The following is a 20,255-nucleotide window of genomic DNA, read 5'->3' on the forward strand; positions in this document are numbered from 1 at the left end:
TCTTTTTATTCATAGCGAAGCGCGTCTACAGGCTGAAGCTTCGAAGCCTTGATAGACGGAAGCAAGCCGAAGATAATGCCGACTGCCATTGAAAAGATGAGTGCTCCGACAACAGCTGGAATGGAGACGATAAAAGGCATCGGAAAAATGACCGTCAGCAGCTTGGCGATGCCGAAGCCCGCCAGCACACCGAGTAATCCGCCAATGCTTGTCAGCACAACAGCCTCGGTTAAAAATTGAAATAAAATCACACGCCGCTTAGCACCGAGCGCTTTCTTAATTCCGATTTCCCTCGTGCGCTCCGTTACGGAAACGAGCATAATGTTCATGACCCCGATACCGCCCACCAAAAGTGAAATACTGGCGATTCCGCCAAGCAGCAATGCAAATGACTGATTAAAGGACTCCACTTCCTGCGCGATCTCCTGAAGATCCATTACACTGTACTCTGCTTTTTCCAGCTCAGCTTCTGACAGTCCCTGATTTAAAAGATCTGCAGCCATTACACCCGCTTCTTGGATATGCTCAGAAGAATCAGCCTGCACGGCAATCTGCGTTGGTGCGTCAAATCCTTCAATAAGCGGCCACACTTTTTTCGGCACGTACAAAACCGGGTTCGCATAGTCGCCTTCAAACATGCTTTCCTGTTGATTTTTTTCTTTAAAAACACCGACGACCTTAAACGGCACACCATTCATCTCAATGTTTTTATGCAGAGCTTCTCCGTCTGGAAACAGTTCATCTCTGACAGCTTCATTGATCATCACTACTTGGTGTGTGCTGTTTAAATCGTTTTCCGTCAGCTTTCTCCCTTCGGTTATTCGGATTGGAAACATGTCGAAGTAATCATCGTCCACTCCATACACTTGGGGATACGAAACGTTTGTTAAATGAAAAACGCTCGCGCCTTCTGACAAGTAATATAAGGATAATCCTTTGACCATCGGATCTGATTTGATCGCCTTTACTGTTTCTTCCGCTACAGGCGGCGCGGACGCATACGACACCTGAGGGCCGCCGCTCTCCTCTTCTCCGCCAGACGGCTGGTAGACAACGTTGATGGCGTTGTTTCCCATACCGATCATACTTTGCTTTAATTGCTCACTTTGGCCCTTCAGCATTGAAACAATCGCGATGATTGCCGCTATGCCGATAATCACGCCGAGCATTGTCAGAATCGATCTTAATTTATGAGAAAAAATGGATTGAAAGGAGATTCGAATATGTTCAAGCATGGCTGATATCCCCTCTCTCATCTAATACCAGCTCTCCGTCTCTGATAAACACGGTTCTGTCAGCTTTTTTGGCGACGTCCGGGTCGTGGGTTATCATAATAATGGTCTTGCCTTCCCGATGCAGTTCAGAAAACAGTGACAAAATTTGTTCACTTGATTTGGTATCAAGCGCCCCGGTCGGTTCATCAGCTAAAATAAACCTCGGCTGATTGACAAGGGCCCTCGCTATCGCCACCCGCTGCTTTTGGCCGCCGGACAGCTTAGGCGGTTTGTAGGAGACCCTGTCTTTTAATCCGACCTTTTCCAGCGCTTCATATGCCCGTTGCCTTCTCTCTTTTTTCTTCACTTTATTGTAGATCATCGGCAGCTCGACATTTTGCAGCGCGGTGAGACGCGGCAGCAAATGGAAAGTTTGAAACACAAACCCGATTGATTCGTTGCGAATTTCGGCTAAAGCCCCGTCTTTCCCTTTCAATATATCGATCTGGTCAAGCGTATAGGTTCCTGAGGTTGGCCTGTCCAAACAGCCGATAATATTCATTAACGTTGACTTTCCAGAACCCGAAGGCCCCATAATAGCTAAAAACTCCCCCGCCTGAACAGTCAGATTGATATGTTTCAAGATTGGAACTTCTTCTTTTCCCAGCTTGTACGACTTCGAAATATTATTCAGTGTCAGCATTGACTGTAACCTGCTTTCCTTCCTTGACCGCGGGATCAGGATAGATCACATAATCTTCCGGCGTCAGGCCGCTCTTAATTTCCATCATGTCATTTTCATCAGTCTCACCGATTTCAACAGGCTGCTTAACCGCTTTCTGATTCTCATCAGCTTTCCACACGTACGGTTCGCCGTCATCCTGAATGACCATGTCGGACGGCAGCTTGATCGTATCCGCATCAGCATTATCACTCATCACTTCGATGTTGACATGATAGCCGACTTCAAGACCTTTATGGCTGTCTAATAAAATGGTGAAAGGATAGTTAGAGGACTGGGGATTCATTTCTTCATCAGCAAAGCTTTCTGATTCTTCACCCTCGCCTGCTCCCGCTGGAAGCTTGCCGATCGAGGTGACCTTTCCTTTCCACTCGCCCTCACCGCCTGTTTTCAGCGTGACCCTGACTTTGCTGCCTTTTTTGATCGTGTCCATTAACAGCTCATTGATTTGGCTTTTGACCAGATATTTGCCCGTCGAAACAATCTGGATATACGGGCCTGTTGCCTGGTCACCTGTTGCACCGTCAGCGATATCCTGATTGACGCTTTGAACGATTCCGTCATGCTTGCTTGTAATGACATTGGAACCTTTGTTTTTCGTCAGGCCAGCCAGTTCTTTTTGATGCTGCTTCAGTTCAAGCTGGCTTGTTTTCAAATCGAAATTGGCCTGATCAAGTTCATCTTGAAGCTGGGTTTTCTCTTCTTTTCCTGCAACTTTCAGCTTCTTTTCCGTTTCCGTTATTGATTTTTGCAAACGGTTGATTTGCAGATTTGTCATTTCAATTTGCAAATTGGCTTGCTCCACTTCATCAGAATGATCCTCGCCCTCATACTCAAAAAGCTTATCGCCCTTTTTAACCTGATCGCCTTCTTTGACGTATGTTTTTTTAATGCTGCCTTTTTCTGAATCTATGTATACTTTCTGCTGTTTCTCAGGTTCAACCTTTCCAGAAAACGTTTGGCCTGATTCTGAATCTCCTCCCATGTATACCGCGACCGATTCAGCATAGGGCTCCGATGATACGGCAACTTGGTTCATGTGGGTAAAAAAGTAAAAACCGCCAGCGCCGATCCCAGCCAATACAAGCACACCGGCACATATCGCACCGCCAATAAGCCATTTTTTCTTCTTGGACACAACGATCTCCTCTTTCTGTAAACTATGTAATATTTTCGAAACATTCTAACCAATATTATCTATTAATTCAAAAAGACTTGCAATCCTTTTATTGAAATGACGGAATCAAATAGAAAAATTGTATTTTCAAAGCCGAATAAAAAAAATCCCGGCTTCGAACCGGGATTTTTTCATACAGTAACTAGCTCTTTTTCATTTTTAATCAAGTCATAGGTCAAGCATACAGGTTTATTTGTACGGGGATCAGTCACGATTTCGGCATCAATCTGAAATACCTGCTTCAAAATGTCCGGTGTCATGACCTCCAGTGCAGTTCCTTCCTTGATGACCGTGCCTTTTTTGAGCGCGATCATATAATGAGAAAAACGAGCTGCATGGTTAAGATCATGAATGACCATTAAAATCGTCCGCCCTTGCTCTTTGTTGAGTCTGTCAAGCAGCTGCAGAATTTCAAGCTGATGTGCAAGATCAAGATACGTTGTAGGTTCATCCAGCAGAAGCAGTTCCGTACCTTGCGCAAGCGCCATGGCAATCCACACGCGTTGACGCTGTCCGCCTGACAATGCCTCAATCGGCCGTTCAGCATATTCAGCCATGCCTGTTTCTTCAAGCGCCCATTTGATAATCCGGCGGTCTTCGTCATTTAATCTGCCGAATCCTGATTGATGCGGAAACCTGCCGTACGACACCAATTCGTGCACTGTTAGGCCGCTCGGCGCTTCAGGTGTCTGTGGAAGAATCGCCATATCTTTTGCAATGTCCTTTGTAGACATTTTATGAATCGCTTTGCCGTTTAAATAGACGGCACCTGCATGTGAACGCATAATTCTGGACATTGTTTTTAAAATCGTTGATTTCCCGCAGCCGTTCGGGCCAATTAAGGTGGTAATTTTCCCTTTAGGAATCGATATATTTAAATCCTCTACAATCACCCTGTCGCCATAACCGATTCCAAGCTGTTCCGTTGATAATGAATTCATATTCGGCCCCCTCCTCTAATTCGCTTTCATCAATAAATAAATAAAGTAAGGCGCACCTAGCACGGAAATGACAAGTCCGACCGGAATTTCTGATGGTGCCAATACATTTCTCGCCAGCGTATCAGCAAGCAAAAACAGGAATGAACCGATGAAGGCGGAGACCGGTATCAGCGTCTGGTGACGTGGACCTGTCAGCCTTCTAGCCACATGCGGCGCGATCAATCCGAGAAACGCGATGCCCCCCGCAGCTGCCACGCATGAAGCGGCAAGAGTGACCGCCGCCAGAAGAAGAATTCGTCTTTCCCTTTCAACAGCGGTGCCCAGCCCGGTCGCCAATTGGTCTCCGAGCTGCATAATGTTCAAATAGCGTGCCTTATATAAAGTAAACAGAAGCAAGATCACAATCCAAGGAAGGATCGTCCAGATCATATTCCAGTTCGCCCCCCATATTGAGCCGGATATCCAAACCGCGGCTTGCATAAAATCATGAGGGTCCATCTTAAGCTGAAAAATCAGCAACAGGGCATTGAATCCGGCATTCACCCCTATGCCGACTAAAATCAGCCGAATCGGTGTCACGCCTTTTTTCCATGCCAGAATATAAATGAGAAACGCAGCGAGGATTGCTCCTGCCAAAGCACTGAACGGCAGCATAAATGTTCCGAAAAAGCTGAGATCTGAAGCTGACCCTTGAAAAAAGTATATAAAAAGCACTACAGCAAGTGAACCGCCGGCGTTAATTCCGAGAATACCAGGCTCGGCAAGTTCATTTTGAGACACGCTTTGCAAAATGGCTCCAGCTACGGAGATCCCTGCTCCAACAAGCAAAGAAAGGATGATCCGAGGCAGCCTGAACTCAAATAAGACAAGTTCATCACGCGCCGTTCCTTGGCCGAAAAAGACCTGTAGCGTTTTAAGCGGTGCAATTTTGATAACGCCCAAATTGAGACTGATAAAAAAGACCACCACGATAAGCAAAAAGGTCACAGCCATTACAACGAGCGGTTTGTTTGTTTTTGTTTTCATTACAGCCCTCTCCTTTCACGACGTGCCAAATAAAAGAAAAAGGGAACGCCGATAAGAGAAGTCAGCGCGCCGACAGGCGTTTCAAAGGGCGCATTTACGAGTCTGGCCGCTATGTCAGCAAAAACAAGCAAAACAGCACCGAGCACCGCCGAGCAAGGAATGATCCACCTATAATCCACACCGACCAAAAATCGGGTAATATGCGGAATGATCAGCCCGATAAATGCGATGGTGCCGGCTATGGAAACCGCAGCTCCTGTCAAAATCACTACAATAAGCATGCCAACCAGTTTCACCGCTGATGTATATTGTCCAAGCCCTTTTGCCAGATCGTCACCGAGACTTAACACTGTCACAGACCGGGCGATGAAAAACGCGAGCGTTAAACCGACAGCCCCTGCAATAAGCAAAAGCTGGACCCCCGACCATTTCACACCCGCTACCCCGCCTGCGTACCAAAAGCTGATATCCTGAGCGACATCAAAGCGGATTGCAATGGCAGTTGAAATGCCGGTAAAGAAATAAGTAACTGCCGTACCCGCCAGAGCAAGCTTTACAGGCGTAAGTCCGCCCCTTGAAAACATGCCTATGCCCATTACCGTCGATGCCCCCAGCCCCGCTCCCGCAAAGGACCATATCACAAGCCCCATTGCAGAAAGCCCGGGAAAAAAGGCAAACGCAATCGAAACTGCAAACGCAGAGCCTGATGTCACACCCATAATCGAAGGCTCTGCCAAAGGGTTTCTCGTCATCCCCTGCATGATTGCTCCCGACACTGCCAACAATGCGCCTACAAGCGCGGCAGCCGCCGTTCTCGGCAGTCGAAGATCATGTATAATTTGGTGAGATGTCTTTGTCGGCTGATAATGAAAAATGGCGTCCCATACAGTGCGCAAATGAATATCCGCTGCACCGAGAGATATGGATAAAAATGCGCCAAGGCAAAGCAGGCATAGACCTGCAATAAGGACGATGACCGCGCCATATGTCCTTGACGTCCATTGGATTTCTTCTGATGCAGTCTGTATATTTTTATATTGACTCAACTGCCGTACTTCCTTTCTGTTACTGATAATGATTATCAATTGCTGTTTCAGTATATCACTTTTTTCAGCTGATTTAATAGAGTGTTTTGAACAAAAATGAAAATGCATTTGCAAAAATATCGTGTCAACCAGCACTTGCAGTGGTATAATCACAGATGATAATGATTCTCTTTTTCATCTATTTTTTAGAAAGAAGGTATGAGATATGATCCATATATACAAGAAATTCGGAGCCGCGTTTTTTGCCCTGTTATTGATTGCAGCGCTGGCAGCCTGCGGGAATAACTCAGAAAGCAAAGGTTCTGCCTCTGATTCAAAAGGCGCAGAAACCATTACATACAAGGCTGAAAACGGAAATGTAAAAATCCCGAAGCATCCTAAACGGGTGGTTGTCATGGCAGACGGCTATTACGGCTACTTCAAAACACTCGGCATCAACGTTGTAGGCGCGCCTGAGAATGTATTTAAAAACCCTTACTACAAAGGAAAAACCGACGGCGTCGAAAACATCGGAGACGGCACTTCGGTTGAAAAGGTCATTGATTTGAACCCTGACCTGATTATCGTCTGGACAACACAGGGCGCTGATATTAAAAAGCTTGAAAAAATTGCGCCGACTGTCGCAGTAAAATACGATAAGCTCGACAACATTGAACAGCTGAAAGAATTTGCAAAAATGACGGGAACTGAAGATAAAGCTGAAAAATGGCTGGCCGAGTGGGATAAAAAAGTTGCGGCCGCTAAAACAAAAATCAAAAAAGCGGTCGGTGACAAAACCATTTCCATTATGCAAACGAACGGAAAAGACATTTACGTATTTGGTAAAGACTTTGGAAGAGGCGGAAGCATCATTTACAAAGACCTCGGCCTGCAGGCTACAAAGCTGACAAAAGAAAAAGCCATTGACCAGGGGCCAGGTTATACAAGTATTTCATTAGAGAAGCTCCCTGACTTCGCCGGAGATTACATTTTCGCGGGCCCATGGCAATCAGGCGGTGATGATGGCGGCGTATTTGACAGCTCCATTTGGAAGAACCTGAATGCCGTTAAAAATGGCCATGTATACAAGATTGATCCGATCGGCTTCTATTTCACAGACCCAATTTCATTAGAAGGACAACTGGAGTATATTACGGAAAGCTTGACTAAATAAACAAAAGAGCCGCCTGCCCGCGGCTCTTTTGCTTATTTATAAGGGACAGCTCAATTTGAATCATATCAGATATTTTCTTTGAGCCATTCATATTAAGCTGCATCCTCATCGCGATCAGTTTTTTTATGCTGGAGAGACTGAAAAACGTTTTTTGCATATTCGATTGTGCCTTAAAGTTTTTCTTTCGATTTCAGCTTTCCTGTCAGCTAGGTTAACGAACGGATTCCTAACAGGAGAAATTGTGATTTTATAAAAAAGACACCTGAGCAAATCAGGTGTCTTTTCATTATGTTTGTTTTTCTTTCTGGAACTTTTTACTCACAAATGGATAAACGATTAAGCCGACAAAGAATAAACCGATGCCGAGGATAAATGTCGTTAAATCTGCTGTGCCTGTTACGATAACAAACACGGAGTATGCACACGCCAGTATTGCGATCAATCCGTCTCTTACACGGGAGCCTTTCAGCTGGTCATACGTTTCACCTTTGATGACTACCTTCAAGCTGTAGATTGCAGATACAAGATACGGAATTAAATATGCAAGTGTAGCCGCTGTCGTTAAAAATGTAAATGCGTCACTTATTGTCCGGGAAATAACCGAGAAAATGAAGACCTGTGACATGACGTTTGTAATAATGAGTGCAATGACCGGACTTCCCTTTTTATTTGTTTTTGCAAAAAATGCCGGAAAATCTCCTGCTTTAGCGGCTTGGTATGGCACCTCAGAGCCAAGCAAAATCCAGCCGAGCATCGTTCCGAATAAACAAAGGATAGCCAAAAGCGCCATAATCACGCTTCCCGCGTTTCCAACAATCGCATAGAGTACATCAACAAATGGTTTTTCAGAGCCGACAAGCTTATCATGCGGCAGAACACCCATCGTAATTAAAGTCACAATAATATATATGCTCAAGGCAATCAGCAAGCCGGTAATTGTCGCACGTTTCACATCACGCTGAGAGCGCGCACGGCCGGACAGGATCACCGCGGATTCAATTCCGACAAACGCCCACAGTGTAGAAATCGCGGCGTTATGAACCTGGCCGCCAATTCCAATGCTTGTGCCGTTTTCTCCTTGAACCGGGAAATAAAAATGACCGAATAATGCCGTTTGAAACACAAATAAACCGGCAACGATAAAGAAGACAAAACCTAATACTTTAGAAAGCGTTGTGACAAAGTTTAATTTACTTGCGCCGTTAATGCTGGCAACAAGAATCGCGTGCGTTCCCCATAACAAGATCGTACATACGGCAAACGTCAGTAATTGGCCGAGTGTCACCTCTTGCCCGCCGATCGAAAACATCTCACGTTTATCAACCAAGATCGGGAAGAACGAAGTCAAGTAACCGGCGAGACTTGTGATGATCGCCACGTTACTGATCCAGCTCGCCACCCAGTAGCCCCACACCATTGTGAAACCGGCAGCGTTGCCTTTTTTCGGGTCAGAAAACAGCGCTCTTGCATAACTTTGCGGTCCCGCTGTCAGTTCAGGCTTGCGAATGGACAAGTGTCCGAACACAAGAGCAATCATCAGCACGCCGGCACCTGTCAAAAGCCAGGCGGACGTAGCTCCAAACGGACTCGCAATTGAAGCAAGCGAGCTCGGCAAGGAGAAAATTCCTGATCCAACCATATTTCCAACGACAAACGCCGTTAATAACCAAAAACCCCATTTTTTTGTCTGTTCCATTCCAGTACCTCCATGATTCTTTGTACGGACCAGACCCCGAGATCATATAAACGCAAAAAAAGCCTGAACAAAAGTCCATGCTTAAAGAAACACACACCCTTGATCTCCGGATAGCCCTCCGCGAAAAAGCACGCGGCAGTCCTGCACTTATTCAGATACAGTCCCAGCATAGAGAAGGATCGGCTTTCTCCACACTTCGGCGCTGATGCCTTTTACACATGTTTAACAGCTCCTGTCAGCCTGGCATGTGTGACTCATCATCCGCGCAACCTCTACCTCACTGAGAAAGAGTGAGGATTTAATTATTCAGTTACTCCCAGAAGGTTATCAAAGAAAGGATGATCTGTCAAAGGGAACAGATGGAAAATACGGATAGAGCCAAGCTCTATCCGCATGTGGTTATCGATTATTTTTCTTTTTTTGCACAGCTTCTTGAAGCGGATCATCTTTTAGAGCTGAACCAGCATCTTCAAGAGCTCCTTGGATTACGTTTTTTTCTTTTTCGGAACGTTTTCCTTTATCTTTATTAAAGAAACCCATTCGTATCACCTCTTTTAAAAAATAGGTACATGTTTAAGATGCCTCTTTCCTGAAAAATTATGTGGGATATTTTTTATCGTCCAAAGTTCTGTTGATCAAACATACATTCTCTTGATATATTTGTAATTCAGAGATTTTTTGCAAAAGATAAAAGGAGAAGCGGCAAATGACAGGAAAAACACACATCATGGGAGGCATCGCTTCTTGTACGGCAGCGGCTTATTATTATGGATTTGATCCAGTGCTTATGGCTGCGTCAGGCGCGGTTGGGGCATTAATACCCGATATCTGCCACACACAAAGCAAAATCGGGAGAAAATTTCCTATTTTATCGAAAGTGGTCAGCTCCGTTTTTGGCCATCGTACATTTACACACAGCTTGCTGTTTATGCTCATCATGTTTTTTATCACTTCTACATACATTCCAGATAAAAACATATCAGCCGGCCTGATGATCGGAATGGCGAGCCACTTGATTCTTGACGCTTGGACGGTGAACGGAATCAAATTATTATTCCCTTCAACGATCCGCGTTCGGCTTCCATTATATATGAAGACAGGCAGTTTTTCTGAGCAGCTCGTGCTAGCCGGCCTGACCCTTGCTTCATGTTACTACTTTTATATGCTGTTTCATGGGCGCATGTTTTAAACATGAGTGCTGAGACTTGTCTGAACCGGCTGTTTTTAGTAGGTTTTACTTAAGAAGCATTTCATGCAGATGATCAAGAAAACGTGAGGAGTCATATTGATGAAAGGAACCTTTTTTCACAATCAGCGGTTTTTATGTTTTTCGATCTTATTTATGTGGATCAAAACGTATGTGATATATAAACTCGGCTTTGATTTGCAAATCGATACTCTGTTGGAGGAGCTAATGCTGCTGGTCAACCCGCTCAGCTTTATTCTTCCTTTATTCGGTATCGGCCTGCTTCTGAAAGAAAACAAGCAGCGGGCCTTTTTGCTGATTGCCAATTTGGTTCTGACTGTTATCTTGATCTCTAATACGATTTTTTACGGCTTTTATATCGATTTTATTACCATTCCGGTTTTATTTCAGGCCAGCAACATGAGCGATATGGGCAGCAGTGTAAAAGAACTGTTCCATCCTCTGTTTATCGCCCTGTTTGTGGATTTGGTTTTTCTGCTGCTGTTCGCCAGAAAAACCAAACACCCACAGACAAAAGCCGCTCCCCGCACGATCAAACGGTACTATGCAGCTTCCTGCGGCATGCTTTTATGCACGCTGGCACTTGCAGAAGTACAGCAGCCGAGGCTTTTGGCACATTCTTTTGACCGGGAAATGCTAGTCAAAAGCATCGGCCTGTTTCAGTTCCATATTTACGATACAATTTCTCAGACTGTTAATATCAGCGCGAAAGCTTTTGCCGATGAAGACAGTATGACTGCCATTAAAAACTACACAGAGGCTGATTACAGCAATCCTGATCAAAGCAAATTCGGTCTTGCAAAGGGGCGCAATGTCATCTTTGTAACACTTGAATCGACCCAAAGCTTTGTTCTGAATGAAAAAGTAAATGGAAAAGAAATTACCCCATTTATGAATGATCTCATTAAAAAAAGCTATTCCTTTGATCATTTCTATCAGCAAACAGAACAAGGAAAAACATCAGATTCAGAATTTATCGTCGCTAACTCACTGTATCCTTCCCTTAGCGGCGCCGTCTTTTTCACGAAAAGCGACCATCAATTTCATACGATGTATAAATCGCTGAAACAGCATGATTATTATTCAGCCGTCTTTCACGCTAACCATAAAACATTTTGGAACAGAGATGTCATGTACGATACATTTGGCATTGACCGCTTTTTTGATGTTGATGATTTTCATGTCACTCCCGGGACATCGACAAGCTGGGGCTTAAAAGACAAAGAATTTTTAGAGCAGTCCGCCGAAAAGCTGAAAAGCCTGCCGCAGCCGTTCTACAGCAGTTTTATCACGTTAACGAATCATTTTCCGTTTGAGATTGATGAAAAGGATCAGCTGATAGATGAATTCGATTCAAGCAGTGATCTGTTAAACCGCTATGTGACCACGGTTCGCTATGAGGATGAGGCATTGAAGCATTTTATCAAAAAACTGAAGGACGAAGGCTTATACGAAAATTCGATGATCGTATTTATGGGAGATCATTACGGCATTTCTGAAGCCCATAACGAAGCAATGGCTGAGTTTTTAGGGAAAGACGAAATCACACCGTATGACAACGTTCAGCTCCAGCGGGTGCCGTTTATCATACATATCCCGGGAATCACCGATCAAAAGCCGGAAACCATCCCTGATGCCGGGGGACAGGTCGACGTAAGGCCGACGCTGATGCATTTGCTCGGCGTTGAGACAAAAGGCGATATCCAATTCGGCAATGATTTGCTGTCCAGCGACCGCACCCCATTCGCCGTTCTGCGAAACGGCAGCTTTATTACGAACGATTATATATACACAAAGAACACGTGCTATAGCCAAAAAACAGGTGAAGTGCTGGAAGATCAGGATGCGTGCCTCCCTTACAAGGAGAAAGCAAACGAAGAACTTTCTCTCTCTGATAAAATTTTAAATGGTGACCTGCTCAGGTTTTCCGAATGAAAAAATCCCTCTATCAAGAGGGATTTTTTATGTTTCCAACATCACCTTGCCAGTCAGCTTCGTTTCATAGCCGTTTAAATGAGACAAATTCGCCTTGTATTCCTCAGAATTCAAAATCTCCTTCACGGCCCTAAGCAGCTGCTCATGTTTTTTCAAAACGACGATATCATATTGTTCGTCGATGAGCGGGATAAAATCAACACTGCCCATATGTGCCGCGTGCTGCGCCCCGATTCCCGCGTCAGCCTGTCCGCTTGAAACTTGTGAAGCGGCAGCGTAATGATCGGTCACGATATCGCCGTATCCCTTTACATCAGCCGGATTCACACCAAGCAAGCCAAGCTGTTCATCAAGGAGCACCCTTGCGCCAGAACCCTTTTCCCTGTTGATGATCCGGATATCGGCTCTTTTCAAGTCTTTCCAGCCTTGAATGTTTTTCGGATTCCCTTTTTGCACATACAGTCCTGCTTTGCGGAGAACGACATTGATGAGACAAAATGGTTCACCTGTCAAAATCCGCTTCACATAAGGCGCGTTATACTGGCCCGTTTCAGCATCGTACAAATGGAGGCTGACAATGTCACACTTGCCTTGATACATATCAATCAGGCTGTTTAAGCTTCCTTTGTATTTACGGAGCGGCGTCTCCTGAATGGCACTCTCCAAATGCTTGCTGAGGAGATCCATCGAAATGTCCTGTCCGCTGATCATGACATTCGGTCTGCCGTCCGGCTCAGCCTCCTGCACCTGTTTCGGCGCTTCTGTTGCAGCGAGGGGCTGAGACATTCTCATATTCGTTTTATATTGCTTTAAATCTTCTTCATCCACACGCATCTGCCTTCCGACACGATAAGCAGGCAGCACGCCTTTTTTAATCAAATCATAAACGGTCAGCTTTGATACCTTCAGCAGACCTGCAACTTCTTCTATCGTATAGGAAGAGGTTTCATTCATCATCATCACTCTCCTATTTTATTATACCTTTTCGCCGAATGTAAAAAAACCCACATAAACCAAACATAATCAGTTATAATTAGTTATATCTAATGATAAGGGGTGCAATCATGTTTAAGAAGTATTCTATTTTCATCGCAGCCTTAACTGCTTTTCTCCTTACAGCAGGCTGTTCTTCAAACCAGTCTTCAACGGACAGCGAGAAAAAAGTAACGTTAACCATCTCAGCTGCCGCCAGCGCTCAGGATGCACTTGAGGAAATCCAAAAAAATTATGAAAAAGATCATCAAAATATTACCATCCAAGATAACTATGGCTCATCCGGCGCCTTGCAAAAACAGATTTCTCAAGGAGCAGGAGCAGATCTGTTCTTCTCAGCTGCTGAGGATAAATTTAAAAAGCTGGTGGATGATGGAGATATCGCAAAAAAAGACAGCACTGATTTAGTCGGTAATGAAATTGTGCTGGCCGTACCGAAAAACGGAGATTCACCTGTGACAAGCTTCAGCAATCTGGCTGACTCAGAAAAAATCGCCCTTGGCACTCCGGAATCCGTACCGGCAGGGGCTTATGGGAAAGAATCACTGACAAAGCTGTCTTTATGGGACAAAGTGAAGGATAAAATTGTGTATGGAAAAGACGTTCGCCAAGTTCTTTCTTATGTTGAAACCGGCAATGTAGACGCAGGTATTGTTTATAAAACAGATGCCCTGGTCTCGAAAAAGGTCAACATTATTGACGAGGCAAAAGAAGATACACACAGCCCAATTGTCTATCCGTTAGGAATCGTAAAAAATACAAAACACCGTAAGGAAGCGAAGGAATTTTACGAATACCTGCAATCTGATGAAGCAATGAAAGTATTTGAGAAATATGGCTTTACTGCCGAGTAGCATAAGCGTTTCAGAATTTTTCACACCCGTTGTGCTTTCCTTTCAGGTGGCGGCAGTTGCCGGAATTGTTGTCATTATTCTCGGAACACTTGCTGGAGCATGGATGTCACGGGCATCATTTTTCGGAAAAACGGCACTCGAAACATGTTTTATGCTTCCGCTCGTTCTTCCGCCTACTGTTGTCGGTTTTATTTTGATCGTCATTTTCGGAAAGCACAGCTTCATCGGACAAGTCATCGAGTGGATCTTCCGGCAGCCTGTCATTTTCACCTGGTGGGCCGCTGTGATCGCCTCGGCTGTTGTAGCCTTTCCGCTTATGTATCAATCAGCAAAAACCGGATTTGCTGACATTGATCCCGATATACAAGGTGCGGCAATGATAGACGGCGCTAGCAGATGGAAAGTGTTTATCCATATCTCCGTCCCGCTTGCCTATCCTTCGTTACTGACCGGAAGTATCCTCAGCCTTGCGCGGGCGCTCGGAGAATTTGGCGCAACACTCATGTTTGCAGGAAACATCCCCGGTGTTACGCAAACACTGCCGACGGCGATATATGTCGCATTGGATTCCGGCAACAATACCCTTGCTTGGGCGTGGGTCGTCTGTATTGTTGTCATTTCCTTTTTGATGCTGTTTTTCATTCAACAGAAAAAAACGCACTAAAAAAACTCCCCATAACGGGGAGTTTTTGATTAAAACAGAAGCTCATCAGGATTTGGGCCGACACGCTCATCTTTATTTAATGCGTCAATTTTGTCCATGTCTTCTTGAGACAATTCGAAATCAAAAATATCAGCGTTTTCGATGATACGGTGTTCTTTAATGGATTTTGGAATGGTTACAACTTCATGCTGCAGATCCCAGCGCAAAATCACTTGAGCCACAGATTTATTGTGTTTTTCAGCAATCTGTGTCAGCACTTCGTTATCCAAAAGCTGTCCCTGCATGAGCGGAGACCACGCTTCCAGCTGAATGCCTTGCGCTTTGCAGTAATCTCTTAATTCTTTTTGCGTCAAGCGAGGGTGAAATTCAACTTGGTTCACCATCGGTTTGATTTCAGCATCTTTCAACAGCTCTTCTAAATGATGAACTTGGAAGTTGCTGACGCCGATCGCGCGAATTTTTCCGTCTTTGTACAGCTTTTCAAGCGCGCGCCATGTATCTTTATATTTATCTTTGCCAGGCCAATGGATTAAATATAAATCTAAGTAATCAAGCTGCAATCTTTCCAGGCTTTTTTCAAAGGCAGCAAGCGTTGTTTCGTAGCCTTGATCTTCATTCCACACTTTTGATGTGATGAAGAGCTCTTCTCTTGCCACACCGGATTCTTTAATGCCGATGCCAACGCCTTCTTCATTTTTGTAGATCGCTGCTGTATCAATACTGCGATAGCCATTTTTAATTGCCGCTTTCACTGATTCAGTCGCTTCATTACCATTTTCTACTTTAAAAACACCCAGACCGAACCAAGGCATTTCAACTCCGTTATGTAACTTTACAGTATCTTTTAAACTTGTTGGCACTTGAACATCCACCCTTTCACTGAAATGTAAGCGTCTATATTATCTCACATTCCTCTCAGCCGATACCAATAATACGCTTAAGACCCTCTTTTTGCTTCTTTTTTCACAGCACAGGCAAATTCAAACACTATTTTTTTCCTATTTTAACAATATTGAGATTACAAATACATTGAGCAGGGTATGCGTGTAGTGTAACCAAATGAAAACAAAGGAGGAAACAACTTGAAACGTATTCGTATCCCAATGACACTTGCTCTTGGTGCCGCTTTGACAATTGCCCCTTTGTCCTTTGCTTCCGCTGAAGAAAATCCTGCTCCGAAGATGTCGCAGACAACTACTGCTGGAACAACTGCCGCTGATGTAGGTTTAAACGTCAACCTGGATGTACTTGGAATTGCCAACCAGATCGCTGATGCCATCAAATCCGCACAGAATAGGGATGGCTTTGTGAAAAACCTCATGGAGTCTTCCTTCTACGCGTCCGGCCAAAAATATAACGTCATGGTCTTTAATTTAAGCCAGGAATATGAAGATCATTTGAACGGTGTGCAATTTTACGGCTCAGCCGTTTACGACGGCATTACGTATGGCATTTGGGTATTTGAAGACGGAACCTTTACAAACAAAGGCGATGGCGGCTGGATCAACTGGGCCTTCAGAGGCTGGTTCGACCGGGATGGCAGCACTGTCGCATTTCATCGCCCTTAATATAGAAAAAAGCTGGCGCTCTAACGCCAGCTTTTTTGCTGCATTTATTCGCCGCCTTCAAGCATGGCGGCTTCGACATCATTAATGTATTGGCGAAGCTCATGGGAGATGTCCCGGGAAATTTCTCTTTCCTCGAAAAGTGTTTGAATTTCATTTCTGATCGCCTGTACAGCCTTCAGCTTCACTTCCAGCTTCTGATTTTCAAAATGGGCGCTTGATTTTAACTCATGATGGCTGTGCTCCAGCCTGAAAATTAACTGCTTATAGAATGTAATGACAGATAAAAACACTTCTTTATGCTCTTCCGTCTTATGTTTTTCCAGATATTCTATCGCTGCTTTTGCCGTTTTCACTCTTGTTGCCCGTATCAATCCCGCTTCATTTAAAATCGACATCTCCGGCTTTTTATGTTCACCGAAGAAAATCCAATACATCAGCCTCTTGAGCCTTGTTTTTGATAATCCGACTTTAAACGGATTCGCATACAAAATTTCCAACTCGTTAAATCGTTCTTGCAGCACATTTGCTGTTTCTTCCGGGATGTCTCCCCGCTCCAGCATTTTCATCAGCGCCTCTTGCTCTGCCTTAACCCCTTGGGCACGGACTTTACGCTCGTGCTTTTTGATGCGATTAGATGATGTATATTGCTGAAAACGAAGATTTTTCATTTTCTCATTGTATTCAGCTATCACCGCAAGAGAGGCCGTTTTGTTTGTCTCATTCATGTCCTCTTTAATCGTTTGAAGGGCTGTTTTAATCAATTTGCGTCTCGCCGTCAGCAGCTTCTTGTTTCGTTCCTCGTCCTCTTCTTCTTTTTCAGTCAGAATCGGCAGCACAACGGTAGCAATGACAAGCGTGCATAAAATGACGCCGGCTGCTAAAAAGAGAATCAGATTTCTTTCCGGAAACGGCGTGCCGTCCTCCAGGAAATACGGAATGGAAAAAGAACCTGCAAGTGTTACTGCTCCACGCACACCGGAAATCGAAATTAACAGCGTCGAACGAAGACCCGGTTTATAGATGTTCTGATCTTTATTAAAGAACCATTTGCCGTTCCAGAAGAACAGCACCCACAGGAATCTCAGGAGCATTAACGTAAATGTGATGACTAGGATATAGCCAATCACCTTCATGTTGCTGATGGCAGTGTCGTTAAAGATAACAGAAATAACATCAGGGATTTGCGTGCCGAGAATAACGAAGACCAGGCCGTTCAAAATAAATAAAATAATGTTCCACGTACTTGAGGAGACAATTTGCAGCTTGATCATCGTTGATTCCAGACGATCCTGTTCAACCGCATGGGTAATACCGCCAGCCACAACAGCTAAAATGCCGGAAACGCCGATTTCTTCAGCTGCCAAATAAATCACAAACGGCGTCAGAATTTGAATCAGCATATGCATCGTGACATCCTGCATGCCAAGGCGGCGCAGAAATAGGCGAAAACGAATAATCAAAAATGAAATGACAACCCCGCACAGCAAGCCTCCGAGAGAAATAAAGACAAAGCTGACAGCCGCTTGTGCTAATGAAAATGCACCAGTCACTGCCGCTGCAATCGCAAACTTAAAGGCCACCAGACCTGATGCATCATTCATCAGCCCCTCACCTTCCAGCAGGCGAAGAATCCCTTTTGGCATTTTCACTCTTCCTGATAATGCGCTGACAGCGACGACATCAGTCGGTGAAAGAATGGCCGCAAGTCCAAAGGCCGCTGCCAGCGGAATAGCAGGAATCATCCAGTGAATCGTGTAGCCGCCTACAATCACAGTCGCAAATACAAGGCCGAGTGCAAGCAATAAAATCGGAGCCCTTAAATTCCAAAGCTCTGCCCGCGGTGTCCTCTTTCCATCATTAAATAGCAGAGGCGCGATAAACAGAACAAAAAACAATTCGGTATTTAATTCAAAATGAAGACCCTGTGGAAATGAGGCGGCAAGAATCCCAAGAGCCACTTGAATCAGCGGCACCGGAATAAACGGAATAAACCGGTTCACGATATTAGAAATCGCAATAATCGTTAATAATACGAGCACAACTAAAAATATGTCCAAATGCATGACCTCCTTCGTCTGTTGTGTGTCGGCATGATGAGCCAAAAAATCTGTTTGTCTAAAAGCCGCTAAGCTAGTCTGGCCTTGCATCCGCTATGTGGTTTCGCAGGAGTTCCCTCCACACTTGTCTTCTTTTATAGTACCCTTTTTAGGGTATTTTTTCTCATGATATGCTCACAGTGAACTTTTTTGCAGCAGAGCAAATTACAGAAAAAAGAGACAGGAAGCTATTCCCTGTCTCTCTTCTTAGTTTTCTCAATCATGAAAATTCGTACCGTCAGTTGTTGCTTTGATAATGCCCGCACGGATGACAAAGTCACCGAAATGCTCGCCTTCCTCGCGTTCTTTCGCATAGCGGGAAAGAAGGACGCGCAGCTCGCTTAAAATGTCTGCTTCACCGATGTTTTCACGATACATTTTGCTTAAACGGCTTCCGTCAAACGCAGCGCCAAGATACATATTATATTTGCCCGGCGCCTTTCCGATAAATCCGATCTCACCGAGCGCATGACGTGCGCAGCCGTTCGGGCATCCTGTCATGCGAATGGTGATTTCCTGATCACGAAGGCCATTTTCGTCAATAATCTCTTCAACCTTATCTAACAGGGTCGGCAAATAACGTTCTGCTTCAGCCATTGCCAATCCGCAGGTCGGAAGAGCGACGCATGCCATCGAGCTGCGGCGAAGCGCTGAATAGTGCTTGCCGTCAGTTAGTCCGTACTGTTCAATTAAAGCACTGATTTCTTCTTTTTTATCGCTTGAAACGTTCGCAATCATTAAGTTCTGATTGGCCGTCAGCCGGAACTCGCCTGTATGAACTTTGGCGATTTCCCGCAAGCCCGTCATCAGCTTATAATCATCGTAATCCGTTATACGGCCGCCTTCGACAAACAGCGTGAAATGCCATTTATCCTCGATGCCTTCCACCCAGCCATAGCGGTCGCCGTTATGATCGAAATGATACGGCTTCGCTTCTTCCAGGCTCCAGCCGAGACGGTTTTCCAATTCTTCTTTTACGTTTTCTAAACCGAGGCGGTCAACTGTGTATTTGAACCGCGCATTTTTACGGACAGAACGGTTGCCGTAATCACGCTGAATCGTAATCGTTTTTTCAGCAACGTCATACATTTGCTCAGGCCGGCAGAATCCGATCACCTTGGCTAATTGCGGATATGTCGCAGTATCGCCATGCGTCATTCCCATACCGCCGCCGATTGCCACGTTAAAACCGATCAGCTTGCCATCCTCGACAATCGCAATGAATCCCAGATCTTGTGAAAAGACGTCAATATCATTAGACGGCGGAACGGCAATACCGATTTTAAACTTCCGCGGCAGATAGAGCGGTCCGTACATTGGCTCGACTTCTTCCTCCGGCGTGCCGGCAACTCTTTCCTCATCAAGCCAAATTTCATGATAGGCTCTCGTCCGCGGCAGCAGATCATCACTTAATTTTTTAGACCACTCGTATACCTCTGAGTGGATTTCAGATTGATAAGGGTTTGATGCACACATGACGTTACGGTTTACGTCTCCGCAGGCTGCGATCGTATCCAAAAGTGCTGAGTGGATCGTCTGAATGGTTTTCTTCATGTTCCATTTCAGAATCCCGTGCATTTGGAACGTTTCACGTGTCGTCAATTTTAATGTGCCGTTCCCGTATTTCTGGGACAGGTCATCCATGACAAGCCATTGTTCAGGCGTCGAGACGCCCCCTGGCATACGCACGCGCAGCATAAACTGATATGCGGGCTCAAGTTTCTGCTTTTGGCGTTCATTTCGGAGGTCCCGATCATCCTGCAAATAACTGCCGTGGTGTTTCATCAGGCGGTTATCATCATCCGGAATTCCGGCACTGATTCGATCGAGCATCACGTCTTTCAGCGTGCCGCGCAAATAATCACTTTCTTTTTTAATGCGTTCAACATCACTTGGAGAGCCGTCCGGTGCTTTTAAAATTTTGGTCACCATGTTGAAAAACT

General features: G+C 44.9%; 18 protein-coding genes and 1 riboswitch. Of the genes, 6 read left to right on the forward strand and 12 right to left on the reverse strand.

Annotated features, from left to right (window positions below; translation table 11 throughout):
• Positions 1–5: 5 nt before the first annotated feature.
• From NYE56_RS16815 to NYE56_RS16840, 6 genes are all read right to left on the reverse strand, one after another.
• Positions 6–1,235 (reverse strand): ABC transporter permease, encoded by a 1,230-nt coding sequence (locus tag NYE56_RS16815; RefSeq protein WP_326208305.1) that lies wholly within the window; start codon positions 1,233–1,235, stop codon positions 6–8.
• The gene (locus NYE56_RS16820) at positions 1,228–1,917 is read right to left on the reverse strand and encodes an ABC transporter ATP-binding protein (RefSeq protein ID WP_014480848.1); all 690 of its coding nucleotides are present in this window, start codon (positions 1,915–1,917) and stop codon (positions 1,228–1,230) included. The genes NYE56_RS16815 and NYE56_RS16820 overlap by 8 nt, the downstream gene beginning before the upstream one ends.
• Positions 1,901–3,094 (reverse strand): efflux RND transporter periplasmic adaptor subunit, encoded by a 1,194-nt coding sequence (locus NYE56_RS16825; protein WP_341284136.1) that lies wholly within the window; start codon positions 3,092–3,094, stop codon positions 1,901–1,903. The genes NYE56_RS16820 and NYE56_RS16825 overlap by 17 nt, the downstream gene beginning before the upstream one ends.
• A 170-nt stretch (positions 3,095–3,264) precedes the next feature.
• Positions 3,265–4,074, reverse strand: a complete 810-nt coding sequence (locus NYE56_RS16830) for an ABC transporter ATP-binding protein (protein WP_003243882.1) — start codon at positions 4,072–4,074, stop codon at positions 3,265–3,267.
• Between the two features lie 15 nt (positions 4,075–4,089).
• A complete protein-coding gene (locus NYE56_RS16835) occupies positions 4,090–5,100 on the reverse strand; it encodes a FecCD family ABC transporter permease (RefSeq protein ID WP_326208308.1) in 1,011 nt (336 codons plus the stop codon).
• Positions 5,100–6,146, reverse strand: coding sequence for a FecCD family ABC transporter permease (locus NYE56_RS16840; protein WP_341284137.1), 1,047 nt, complete (start codon positions 6,144–6,146; stop codon positions 5,100–5,102). The genes NYE56_RS16835 and NYE56_RS16840 overlap by 1 nt, the downstream gene beginning before the upstream one ends.
• Positions 6,147–6,351: 205 nt before the next feature.
• Between NYE56_RS16840 and NYE56_RS16845 the strand changes: the two genes are divergently transcribed.
• Positions 6,352–7,299, forward strand: coding sequence for an iron-hydroxamate ABC transporter substrate-binding protein (locus NYE56_RS16845; protein WP_341284138.1), 948 nt, complete (start codon positions 6,352–6,354; stop codon positions 7,297–7,299).
• A 286-nt stretch (positions 7,300–7,585) separates the two neighbouring features.
• Here the strand turns inward: NYE56_RS16845 and NYE56_RS16850 are convergent, their stop codons facing one another.
• Positions 7,586–8,995 (reverse strand): amino acid permease, encoded by a 1,410-nt coding sequence (locus tag NYE56_RS16850; RefSeq protein ID WP_341284139.1) that lies wholly within the window; start codon positions 8,993–8,995, stop codon positions 7,586–7,588.
• A 103-nt stretch (positions 8,996–9,098) separates the two neighbouring features.
• Positions 9,099–9,278: riboswitch (Lysine riboswitch) on the reverse strand.
• A 116-nt stretch (positions 9,279–9,394) separates the two neighbouring features.
• Positions 9,395–9,535, reverse strand: a complete 141-nt coding sequence (gene sspJ, locus NYE56_RS16855) for a small acid-soluble spore protein SspJ (protein ID WP_003221612.1) — start codon at positions 9,533–9,535, stop codon at positions 9,395–9,397.
• Positions 9,536–9,701: 166 nt separating this feature from the next.
• On the opposite strand from sspJ, the gene NYE56_RS16860 reads away from it, so the two are divergent.
• Both NYE56_RS16860 and NYE56_RS16865 read left to right on the forward strand, forming a co-directional pair.
• Positions 9,702–10,184: a metal-dependent hydrolase gene (locus NYE56_RS16860; protein ID WP_003228444.1), complete on the forward strand. Its 483-nt coding sequence runs from the start codon at positions 9,702–9,704 to the stop codon at positions 10,182–10,184.
• 99 nt (positions 10,185–10,283) lie between these two features.
• Positions 10,284–12,137, forward strand: coding sequence for an LTA synthase family protein (locus NYE56_RS16865; RefSeq protein WP_326208312.1), 1,854 nt, complete (start codon positions 10,284–10,286; stop codon positions 12,135–12,137).
• Between the two features lie 27 nt (positions 12,138–12,164).
• Here the strand turns inward: NYE56_RS16865 and NYE56_RS16870 are convergent, their stop codons facing one another.
• The gene (locus NYE56_RS16870) at positions 12,165–13,091 is read right to left on the reverse strand and encodes a substrate-binding domain-containing protein (protein ID WP_341284404.1); all 927 of its coding nucleotides are present in this window, start codon (positions 13,089–13,091) and stop codon (positions 12,165–12,167) included.
• Positions 13,092–13,201: 110 nt separating this feature from the next.
• Between NYE56_RS16870 and modA the strand changes: the two genes are divergently transcribed.
• Together modA and modB are read left to right on the forward strand one after the other, a co-directional pair.
• Entirely contained in the window at positions 13,202–13,984 is a 783-nt protein-coding gene (gene modA / locus NYE56_RS16875; RefSeq protein ID WP_341284140.1) for a molybdate ABC transporter substrate-binding protein, read from the forward strand.
• Entirely contained in the window at positions 13,956–14,648 is a 693-nt protein-coding gene (gene modB / locus NYE56_RS16880) for a molybdate ABC transporter permease subunit (RefSeq protein ID WP_341284141.1), read from the forward strand. Before modA ends, modB begins: the two co-directional genes overlap by 29 nt.
• Positions 14,649–14,677: 29 nt before the next feature.
• Here the strand turns inward: modB and pgoN are convergent, their stop codons facing one another.
• Positions 14,678–15,508, reverse strand: coding sequence for a glyoxal/methylglyoxal reductase (gene pgoN / locus NYE56_RS16885; protein WP_015483687.1), 831 nt, complete (start codon positions 15,506–15,508; stop codon positions 14,678–14,680).
• A gap of 222 nt (positions 15,509–15,730) precedes the next feature.
• Here pgoN and yvgO point away from each other — a divergent pair, with 222 nt between their 5' ends.
• A complete protein-coding gene (gene yvgO / locus NYE56_RS16890; protein ID WP_003243913.1) occupies positions 15,731–16,216 on the forward strand; it encodes a stress response protein YvgO in 486 nt (161 codons plus the stop codon).
• Between the two features lie 44 nt (positions 16,217–16,260).
• On the opposite strand, the gene NYE56_RS16895 is transcribed toward yvgO, so the two are convergent.
• Complete coding sequence (locus tag NYE56_RS16895) at positions 16,261–18,273, reverse strand: Na+/H+ antiporter (RefSeq protein WP_015714699.1); 2,013 nt, start codon at positions 18,271–18,273, stop codon at positions 16,261–16,263.
• A 255-nt stretch (positions 18,274–18,528) separates the two neighbouring features.
• Positions 18,529–20,244, reverse strand: coding sequence for an assimilatory sulfite reductase (NADPH) hemoprotein subunit (gene cysI, locus NYE56_RS16900; protein WP_326208321.1), 1,716 nt, complete (start codon positions 20,242–20,244; stop codon positions 18,529–18,531).
• Between the last annotated feature and the right edge of the window lie 11 nt (positions 20,245–20,255).

The sequence above is a fragment of the Bacillus sp. FSL R5-0603 genome, from assembly GCF_038050295.1.
GTDB classification, from domain to species: domain Bacteria; phylum Bacillota; class Bacilli; order Bacillales; family Bacillaceae; genus Bacillus; species Bacillus subtilis.

Coding starts and splice junctions, on each gene's coding strand:
- NYE56_RS16815 (WP_326208305.1), bottom strand. CDS start 1,235: ATGCTTGAACATATTCGAATCTCCTTTCAATCCATTTTTTCTCATAAA.
- NYE56_RS16820 (WP_014480848.1), bottom strand. CDS start 1,917: ATGCTGACACTGAATAATATTTCGAAGTCGTACAAGCTGGGAAAAGAA.
- NYE56_RS16830 (WP_003243882.1), bottom strand. CDS start 4,074: ATGAATTCATTATCAACGGAACAGCTTGGAATCGGTTATGGCGACAGG.
- NYE56_RS16835 (WP_326208308.1), bottom strand. CDS start 5,100: ATGAAAACAAAAACAAACAAACCGCTCGTTGTAATGGCTGTGACCTTT.
- NYE56_RS16845 (WP_341284138.1), top strand. CDS start 6,352: ATGATCCATATATACAAGAAATTCGGAGCCGCGTTTTTTGCCCTGTTA.
- NYE56_RS16850 (WP_341284139.1), bottom strand. CDS start 8,995: ATGGAACAGACAAAAAAATGGGGTTTTTGGTTATTAACGGCGTTTGTC.
- sspJ (WP_003221612.1), bottom strand. CDS start 9,535: ATGGGTTTCTTTAATAAAGATAAAGGAAAACGTTCCGAAAAAGAAAAA.
- NYE56_RS16860 (WP_003228444.1), top strand. CDS start 9,702: ATGACAGGAAAAACACACATCATGGGAGGCATCGCTTCTTGTACGGCA.
- NYE56_RS16865 (WP_326208312.1), top strand. CDS start 10,284: ATGAAAGGAACCTTTTTTCACAATCAGCGGTTTTTATGTTTTTCGATC.
- NYE56_RS16870 (WP_341284404.1), bottom strand. CDS start 13,091: ATGAATGAAACCTCTTCCTATACGATAGAAGAAGTTGCAGGTCTGCTG.
- modA (WP_341284140.1), top strand. CDS start 13,202: ATGTTTAAGAAGTATTCTATTTTCATCGCAGCCTTAACTGCTTTTCTC.
- cysI (WP_326208321.1), bottom strand. CDS start 20,244: ATGGTGACCAAAATTTTAAAAGCACCGGACGGCTCTCCAAGTGATGTT.